This window comes from Cedecea sp. (assembly GCF_036500665.1).
Lineage (GTDB): Bacteria > Pseudomonadota > Gammaproteobacteria > Enterobacterales > Enterobacteriaceae > Cedecea.
In genome coordinates, this window is the sequence record NZ_DASYBS010000171.1 from 1 (window position 1) to 9,083 (window position 9,083).

Consider the following 9,083-nt stretch of genomic DNA (forward strand, 5'->3'; position numbering starts at 1 on the left):
TGACCCCAGCCATCATCAATCAGGAAGAGGAGCTTTGCAGGTCGGGGAATATACATGCGCGGGATTATAACGGGCTACGGTAGCTGAAAAAAGCGCCTTTCTGACAGCGCCTTAGCTCCCGCCGCAGGCGGGCTACTGTTCCTTGGTGATGTAAAGACAGCTGAAACAGCGGTAAGACGCTGTATTAATACGCGGCTGACGCAGTTTCAGTATGACTCATTTGTCTCACTGGCCTTCAATATCGGCAGTTCAGCGTTCTGTAACTCCACGCTGGCAAAAGAAGCCAATGCAGGAAATATCAACGCGGCCTGTCAGGAGCTATCGCGCTGGGTTTACGCCAGTGGTAAACGTGTTCCCGGTCTGGAAAACCGGCGACAACGTGAACTGGAATATTGTCTGCGCACGGGGGAATAACGTTTCTTATAAAATTACTACTAGACCGGTTACTACCGTGGCTGATTATATTTTTTTTAATGATCTATACTGGCCTGGTGCACTGTAAGCCTTGAAAATTGTAATCAATACCTAGCGTCTCAAATCACAACATTGATGTGGGCGCGAGATATAAACAAGACTAGCCAAGAACGATTTACTCAACACACGCTTCAGGTGCACAAAGCCCATCAGGATACAGAACATGGAAAACATCAGCCACATTAGCCAGTAGTAAAAGACAGGCTTATCTGCACCAGGCTTTGGCAGAGGAGGAATTTGCCGCGCGCACTGTGCCTAATGGTCCCGCACGCACTTAGTCTATCCCCTTTGCCTTCGTAGCCGTTAACTTGGCAAGCATCCCTAATCGGGAATGACAAATATCTTCATACACTGGAAAAATGTATTCAACAACTGAGGGGGTAAATGCCATTAAGTATTATTTAAATAAAATTTTGATATTTAATCTGGAAAGGAAACGCTATTTTTATCATCTCCCCTAGGGAAACAACCACCCGCATTCAAGCAATGCGTTCTTTAACAATATGAGAATCAATCATGTCAGAAAATATGTGTACTTGTGAACAAAAAAAACGCGCCACTCAGCAACAGGAAGAAGTTACAACCATTAACTTCTCTCTGGAAAATATTAAAACATCGTTAGCCAGCCTTGGGCTTATTAAGTATCCTTCGGTTAACGCTGAGGGTGATTTAATCCATCTTCCTACTGAAGGTGAATGGATGAAAAAAGAGGCTGATATGGTGAAAGCAGTTGGGCTGGAATTATCGACCGAACAACGTGATATAATTCAACAGGTCAATTCATCAATGAGCAGCCATGTTAGCCGTCTTATGGTGGACACCCAACAGGAAGGCTTCCTTGCTCAGGAATACAATAACGACCTAATGATCGCCATGGGAGTGATGGAGAATAAACAAAAGCTATTCTGGAGCGCGAAAACCCCCTGCAAAGTATTGCCTTATTTCCCCCGCTTTTTTGCCCTATCACTGATTGTTTTGCATTCTGCGGTTCGCGCAAAACTGATGCTCGCCGAGTCGCCAGAGGTGAGCGCTTTCCTTGCAAATGCTGCTGATTTTATCGCGCGCACCACTGGCGACGCTGCACACAAACGTATGCAATCACTCTCTGTACGCCTGGCGGGTCCTTATAATGAGATGGTCTATCTGTTCGATACGCATACAGAAAGTTCACTGACAAGCTGGGTTGAATTTGACGCAGAAAATGCTGCAAGAATTCAGGATGTCTCACACACATTGAAACCTAAAATTGCTCGTGAATATTTACAGAACATAGGCCTGGAGTCAGTATATAATGCGGTTGCCTGCTTTGACGAGCGGGAACAAAGCTGGGAAGATATGCTTGACTCACACGTTCCCGCAAGCGATAACGCAACACGTCACACCTCTGAGAACACATTAATCCTACCGGGTGTAATTGGTCGCTATGTTGAACTGCCTGCCTCGGCTGAAAACTACAATCGTGGGTATCCTCAGGATCTCCTTAAAAAGACTATACCTGATGCGTTCAACCGTACTGCGGCAACAATGATTACAAAGTCCTGCGCACAACTTGCAGGTAAAGCAATGAAGCTGACGTGTAGTTTCCTTTCCACAGCAGGTATCGGGTTGTTTTTGGGGCCGTTTGCAGATCTGATTTTGGGGATGATTTTTCCGCCAAATTCACTGACCATGGAAGATGTGAAGGAGGAAATCAGAAAACAGGTAGGTGAAAAAATCAGTAACCACAATAAATTTGAAATTCTGAAGTGGCTAGACGATTTGGAACGCTACAAAACAACACTGGCGGCGGTCACCAAAGATTATGATGAAACGCCTTCCGACAATAATAAAAGTAAGCGTTCAGTGGCACGTAAAGATTATTATGATGCTGCACTTGCATTGTCACATCGTTTCTTCTCCCCTGACCCGGAACTGGAAGAGTTTGCCATCCATTACAAACTGGCCCCACAATGCATGTTGGTAATGGGTTTTATTTATGGAGCTTTTCTGGTATATCTGGATGAAGATCATAATAACAATTTAACTAAGGATGTTTTGAATAATTGTCGAAAATTTATTAATGATTCTTGGCAATTTCTTGATAAAGTTTACAATCAAGCTTTTGATCGTCAAGGGAATGGAATACGTATCTGGAGTACTAACCATGTTATTCCCAGCAACCGTAGCCACTGGGTGAAAGACTATACTAACAATAACGATTTGACATACAGCAAACAAGGTAATAGTTCTGGTAACAAAGATACAACTGAACGACTTGCCAAATTTATTGACTATAAATCACGAACCTATGCGCTGGAAGCTACAGGTATTTATAACGCCGCGATGCTGCATCATGAAATAGTCTTATGGTTTAACGACGCATGCACCAAAATTGGGAATGCATTAGGTGACGACTTTAATATCAATGCCGCACCTTCTGCACTTGATAAATATAATGCAAAACGTAACTGGTTCATTTATGATACAATGAAAAAACCCAATGAAGATGCTAGTCTTTATAAAGACTGGTTTAAAACACAATTGTGGCGCGGAATCAGCTATGGTGATAATAAAATTGAGTTCTATGATGACACCACTGGTGAGTTTATCAATTCTGTCGGAATGGGGGAATGCCGAAGCCTGCATACCCTATTTAAAGCGGAAGAAGGTAAGCATCGCACGGCAAAATACACTCTGCCTTATGGTGTAAGAGCTGAGTTATTTACTTATGATGATGAGGGTAATGAGGCGTCTGTTGGTTACCTCCCATCTAATAAAAATGAAATCGGTAAAGAGTTCAGAATAGGAACTAACTACTGGACTGGTGCTCGTTTCTTTATTGATCTTGAGTTCTATTATGACGGTTTGAATGGTTTAAATCAGTTCACTACTGAGAAAGGGAAGTGGGGGATCCCACTGGATGTTTAATATGACACCATAATTATTTAACGTCCGCTATGTAAAAGGCAGGAATTGATAACTTACCTTGTTAGTATTTAAATGCCAACAAAGAAATTATATCCTTACCTGCCTTTTTATTATTAGGGAAAGCCATTGTTTATAGTGTGTTGCCGAGTATTATTTTATTTATCTCATGCTTCGTGAGATGCGTTTATATATGTGTAGAATGCAAAGTATATTAATGTAACTATAAACACAAGCCTAGCCACAGGTGCGATAGACCGCTAAAATTCAGAGTTGGAGTTTATAAATATGACTACTCCTGAGCATAATAAAACTCTTGTAGCTTCATTGATATATTGAAATGCGGCGAAAAAACTTTCTCAATCAGGAGGTACACAATGTACTGAAAGAAAATAGTATGGATGAGTCCCGCCGATTCTGCTCGCCTGGGTACTTATCAACCTGACAACCTGCGTATATATAAAGATTTATTTGGTGGCCGTGCCCGCAAATTTGTCATACTAGGTTCAGTCACCTCCAAGTTTTCTCCGGCGGGTTATCTCACCGAACTGTGTCGCGAAGCTAGGAATCTACATAAGCCAGAACATGGCCGATATCTGCAGCACGCTTGGCAGAACTCTACTGCACTGGGTGTGGAACCGAATATTATCGGAGCCGGGAAATAAATCATGAGTCTGAATATGATAAAACCAATTGGCCTGTTGAGTTTTCTCGTCTTGCTGGTTGCTGGCGGATTGTGGATTAACAGTCAACAGGATCGTCTTATCGCCTTGCAGAAAAGCAATATCCTGCTGAACCAGCAGCTGAATATCCTGCAGATCCAGATTGAAAATGTCAAACAACGAGAGTCTCGTCTGTCGGCAGCTCTTACCAAGCGTCAGCAGACACAGCAGCGCCTAGAGGAAAACAATGAACAACACCAAAAACAACTCCATCGAGCTTTGGCACAGATACCCTGTGCTGCTATTGCTGTGCCTGATGATGTTATCCGGTTGCAGCGCAAAACCCTCCACGGTGATGCACTCTCCCATTAATCCTGTACCTCACCATCTACTGCTCCCTTGCCCGTCGCCAGATTTTACCGTTCGGACCTGGGGTGAATACCCGGGTTATGTGGCGCGCTTGCATCTGGCGTTGGAAAAGTGTAACGCAGACAAACAGGCTGTCGCTACTATTATGGCACCACCTGCATAGAGAAGGAATGATGATGGAAATGTTCTTTAAAAGCCGCCGGACTTACTGAGTCTCTGGCTGCCCGGTGGTACCCGTATATCCGAGAGGCCTTGCTGGATTGGCACGTCACTCACCTGTAAGATGAGGCGATATTCTTTGACCTGACTGACCATGAGAGTGCTGGGTTCAGGCTCTGTCACATTAAAGGCAGCAGGTTGCCAAAATCCGGAACAGGTTATTTATTTACACGACCAGCAGATAAAACTGCTCTGCCCGGAACAATCCGTCCCCGTGAGGATGCTGAAGCTGCCTTTTGCGTAACATGTGGATGGTTAGGTATTGGAAAACACACACCTAATTTACATTAAGGATACCCCTATCCTCTCCTATTACGGTGCTCCCTTGGTTGAGATGCTTCTGATGAGCAGAGTTTTTGAAATGTGGGCACTTTTTACAAGGATTAAGGCTACCTCATCGCTAATTTTGCAGCAGTGCCCATAAGCTTTCTTATCCGCCAGTAATTGGCTGTACTCAAAAAACAATCGCATTCTCACGCTGGTTCTGGCTGCCTGATTTCACTGAAAAAAACTCTCTCTAAAACCGAGAGGTTCAACATGAGATATAGTAAATATGTATTGCATGAAATATATTTTAAATAAGCTGGATTTATATAGAAAAAAATCAGCAACATTCAAAACACAATTTCCATCTGACTCTGAGAGTTATTCATTGTCTCATTTTACAGGATTATCTTTCCCGGAAATTAATAAAATCACAGGTAATGTACTGACGTGGGGAGAACGAAACTTTCTTTATCAGCAGGCACAGAACGCACTAAAAGAAAACAGGATGGAAGACATCCGTATCCTGAGTCGTGCCAACCCTCAACTGGCCAATGCTGTTCGTTTGGGGATTTGTCAGTCAGCCAACCGGCGCAGCTATGATGAACTGTTTGGCAATCGTGCCGGTAAGTTTGTCAAACCTGGCTCTGTCGCCTCCATGTTTTCACCGGCAGGTTATCTCACCGAACTGTACCTCGAAGCCAGGAAATTACACGAGCCAGGCTCGGAGCACCATCTGGATATCCGTCGCCCGGATCTGGCCTCATTGTCTTTGTCGCAACAGAATATGGAAGATGAGTTATCAACGCTGTCACTTTCTAATGAATTGCTGATGGAGGGTATTCAGGTTAAAGAGGGGAAAAATTACGATAAGGTAATGGAAATGCTCTCCGCTTACCGTTTCACGAGTGATACACCGTTCCACCTGTCCTATGAAACTATCCGGCAGTCCATTTTTCTGCAGGATGAAACCTTTTCAGCTTTTCGTCGAAATCCTGATGTAACCGCCAGAGTTGATTCAGTTTCGCTGTTAGCCCTGAAGGCACACATTTCACCAGAGTTATTGAAGATCCTCACCGAAAATATTACAGATGCAAATGCCGATACGCTGATAAAAGAAAATTTTGGTGATACCAATATTCGGTCACTGCAGTCTTTATCGGCGCTCGCCCGTTATTACGGGCTGACCTACGAAGAGCTGTCACCATTGTTGAATATCCTGATTCATAACGATGCCAGACCGGATGTACAACATTACCGGAATGACCGACTTGTCACCTTGCTTAACGATGGGGAAACGCTGGAGTCTGTGCTGATTACACGAACAGCAGGGCATAACGCTTATCAGTTTGGTTACACCGAATTGATTCCTGTCGGTGGCAATAATTATGTTTTCAATTTTACCATTGTTGATAATCCTGGCAAAGGCTCACTCTCAATAGGAACAGACGGGAAGTGGAGCTCTGATATCTTCCAGAGCGACAATTATGATATACGTAAAAACAATCCGGAATCCTTCCCCCTGACCTTATCAGAAGAGCAAATAAAAAAAGATGTCATTATCGCGGTGACCCGCAAAAATGGCGGATATTACGCTAATGTTAATTTTAACATTACTCGCTACAGTTTCACCATTTTTCTGCTTAAGCTCAACAAACTTATCCGCCTCTGGAAAGCCACCGGCATTTCTCCCGCAGATATCCTCTCGGTCATTGAGAGCGAAAGTACCGATAATGATCTGACAATTAATATTCATGTTCTGAACAAACTGTTCCGTATTCACGATTATATGCAATATTACCATCTGGATGCCTCAGCATCGCTGGTGCTGGCAGGTGCCGCAATCAGCCAGGTAAGCCACGGTGGAGAACGTAGCGTATTTACCCGTTTATTTAACACCCCACCGCTGAACGGGCAGGAATTTTATGCCGATGACACAATCACCATCAACCTGAATCCCGCTGAAAACACGAATACCTTCCATACTGGCGTGCTCAAACGCGCATTTCAGGTTAATGATGCTGAGTTGTATACCCTGTGGTCCCTGATCAACAGGAATACACCACTCCCCAGTTTCACCTGTACCATTGACAATCTCTCCCTGATGTACCGGGTAAAACTGCTGGCGGAAGTGCATGGGTTAACGGTCACTGAACTGGCGTTACTATTGTCAGTGACTCCTTACGCCAAAAAAAGTTTCTTAAAGATGAATACACCAGACCTCATTGCCCTGACCAGTTACCTGGACCAGTGCACCCGCTGGATTAAAGCGCAGGGCTGGACGGTGGATGACCTCTGGCCGATGCTGACGGAACATTACTCCACCGATAGCACCCCTGAAATTAAGACGCTGCAAACCACGCTCCGCGATGGTTTAACTGGACAGATTATTACTCCTGAAAATCAGTATACGCGTGCCGCCCCGTTTATTGCGGCAGCCACAGGGCTGGATTCAACAGAAATCGCGGCAGATATCCTGCGCTGGCTCGAACAGCTGAAACCAGAGGAACTGTCAGTATATAAGTTTCTGTCATTAATGGTGAAGGATTCGCTTACAGCTGAAGAGAATAAACAGATTATTGCATTTTGCCAGGTGCTGGGGCAACTGGTGCTGGTTGTTCGCTCACTCAAGCTGACGTCAGCCGAGCTGTCGCTTGCTGTCACCATGCCAGGCTGCATTCAGTTTAAGTCTGAAAGCCTGCCACATTCTCTTGCCACTGTGCGCTGGCTGGCTTATTTGCACAGATGGTTACTGGGGTGCGAAACCTCAGCCACAGAGGTGCTGGATGCACTGAAAAATAAGGAGCTTACGCCGGTTAAATTCGCCCGGGCGATGAAACTGGATGAGCAGATGGTTACTCAGGGGATGAAGCAACATAATGATGCACTGACATTTATTCAGACTGTTGAAGATGTGGATATTGTTATGCAGTGGGTGGATATGGCCACAACCCTTGGTATTACGCCAGATGGGGTGGCCTCTCTGGTGGCACTGAAATATTCAGAGCCTGACACACTGCCCGACTGGAAGCAGTGGGGAAATATCAGCCACTCGCTGCAGGCCGGACTTGACCGTCAACAGACGGAGTGCCTGCAGGCAGTACTGGATGAAGCTCTCAGCGCGGCGTTAAGTGCTTATGCCATTAAAAAAACCACCCCGGCATGGGTTACTGACCGCAAAACGCTTTATGGGTATCTACTGCTGGATTATCAGGTGTCAGCACAGGTAAAAACTACACGTCTGGCTGAAGCCATTGCTTCTGTGCAACTGTATGTGAACCGGTCGCTGAATGGTCAGGAAGGAGAAGAAGTAAATAATATCATCAAAACCCGCCAGTTCTTTATCGACTGGGACAGGTATAACAAACGCTACAGTACCTGGGCGGCGGTTTCTCAGCTGGTTTATTACCCGGAAAACTATATTGACCCGGCGGTGCGTGTCGGGCAAACCGGGATGATGAACGAAATGCTGCAGTCTCTCAGTCAGAGTGAACTGACCCGCGATTCAGTGGAGGAAGCATTCAAAACGTACATGACCCGCTTTGAGGAAATCGCCAATCTGGAGGTTATCAGTGGTTATCATGATGGCATCAGTGACCAGAGTGGGACAACATACATCGTCGGGCGTTCCGATATTGGCGACTATTACTGGCGCTCGGCGGATATTGGCAAGTTATCGTCCGGAAAACTTCCCGCTAACGCCTGGACGGAATGGAAAAAAATCACTGTTGCAGTAACGCCAGTGAATAATCTGATACGTCCGGTCATATTTCAGTCACGGCTCTATCTGGTGTGGGGGGAGCGCCGGGAAACGGGCAAGGCAACGGGTGGCACGACCGAAAAAACCGTTGAGTATCTGCTGAAATATGCACATATATTGCATGATGGCAACTGGAGCGCCCCTCAATCCATTATCACCCAGCCAGGTATTCTGCCGCTGAGTGAGGTCAGTATTGATGATACCGGTCTTTATTGTGCACGGGATGTGGAGCAGGAAAAGCTTTATATTTGTTCTTACCAGAAAGGGGAAGATTATTCAAACGGGCACCGCTGAACCGCCCCGGAAATCCTGGAGACTAAACTCCTTGAGAAAGAGGCAAACAGGATGACTAAAAATACGCGTTTTTCCCCTGAGGTCCGCCAGCGGGCCATCCGTATGGTTCTGGAGAGTCAGAACGAATACGACTCACA

Annotated in this window: 5 protein-coding genes; all 5 read left to right on the forward strand. The window is 45.3% G+C overall.

The features are described from left to right. Nucleotides 1-135: 135 nt before the first annotated feature. The 5 genes from VGM55_RS27565 to VGM55_RS26310 all read left to right on the forward strand — a co-directional run bounded on the left by VGM55_RS27565 (nucleotide 136) and on the right by VGM55_RS26310 (nucleotide 8,946). Nucleotides 136-414 (forward strand): lysozyme, encoded by a 279-nt coding sequence (locus VGM55_RS27565; RefSeq protein ID WP_414648320.1) that lies wholly within the window; start codon nucleotides 136-138, stop codon nucleotides 412-414. Nucleotides 415-990: 576 nt separating this feature from the next. Continuing rightward, nucleotides 991-3,381 carry a hypothetical protein gene (locus VGM55_RS26295; protein WP_331637206.1) on the forward strand — a complete coding sequence of 797 codons (2,391 nt, stop codon included), beginning with the start codon at nucleotides 991-993 and terminating at the stop codon, nucleotides 3,379-3,381. Nucleotides 3,382-4,046: 665 nt separating this feature from the next. Further along, nucleotides 4,047-4,412, forward strand: coding sequence for a hypothetical protein (locus VGM55_RS26300; RefSeq protein ID WP_331637207.1), 366 nt, complete (start codon nucleotides 4,047-4,049; stop codon nucleotides 4,410-4,412). Continuing rightward, on the forward strand, nucleotides 4,396-4,572 hold the full coding sequence (gene lysC / locus VGM55_RS26305; RefSeq protein WP_331637208.1) for an Rz1-like lysis system protein LysC: 177 nt from the start codon (nucleotides 4,396-4,398) through the stop codon (nucleotides 4,570-4,572). The genes VGM55_RS26300 and lysC overlap by 17 nt, the downstream gene beginning before the upstream one ends. 618 nt (nucleotides 4,573-5,190) lie before the next feature. Further along, the gene (locus VGM55_RS26310) at nucleotides 5,191-8,946 is read left to right on the forward strand and encodes a neuraminidase-like domain-containing protein (protein ID WP_331637209.1); all 3,756 of its coding nucleotides are present in this window, start codon (nucleotides 5,191-5,193) and stop codon (nucleotides 8,944-8,946) included. Nucleotides 8,947-9,083: the final 137 nt, after the last annotated feature.

Bases quoted from the DNA above. Each gene is read 5' to 3' on its own strand.
- VGM55_RS26295 (WP_331637206.1), top strand. From the start codon at position 991: ATGTCAGAAAATATGTGTACTTGTGAACAAAAAAAACGCGCCACTCAG.
- VGM55_RS26300 (WP_331637207.1), top strand. From the start codon at position 4,047: ATGAGTCTGAATATGATAAAACCAATTGGCCTGTTGAGTTTTCTCGTC.
- lysC (WP_331637208.1), top strand. From the start codon at position 4,396: ATGCACTCTCCCATTAATCCTGTACCTCACCATCTACTGCTCCCTTGC.
- VGM55_RS26310 (WP_331637209.1), top strand. From the start codon at position 5,191: ATGAAATATATTTTAAATAAGCTGGATTTATATAGAAAAAAATCAGCA.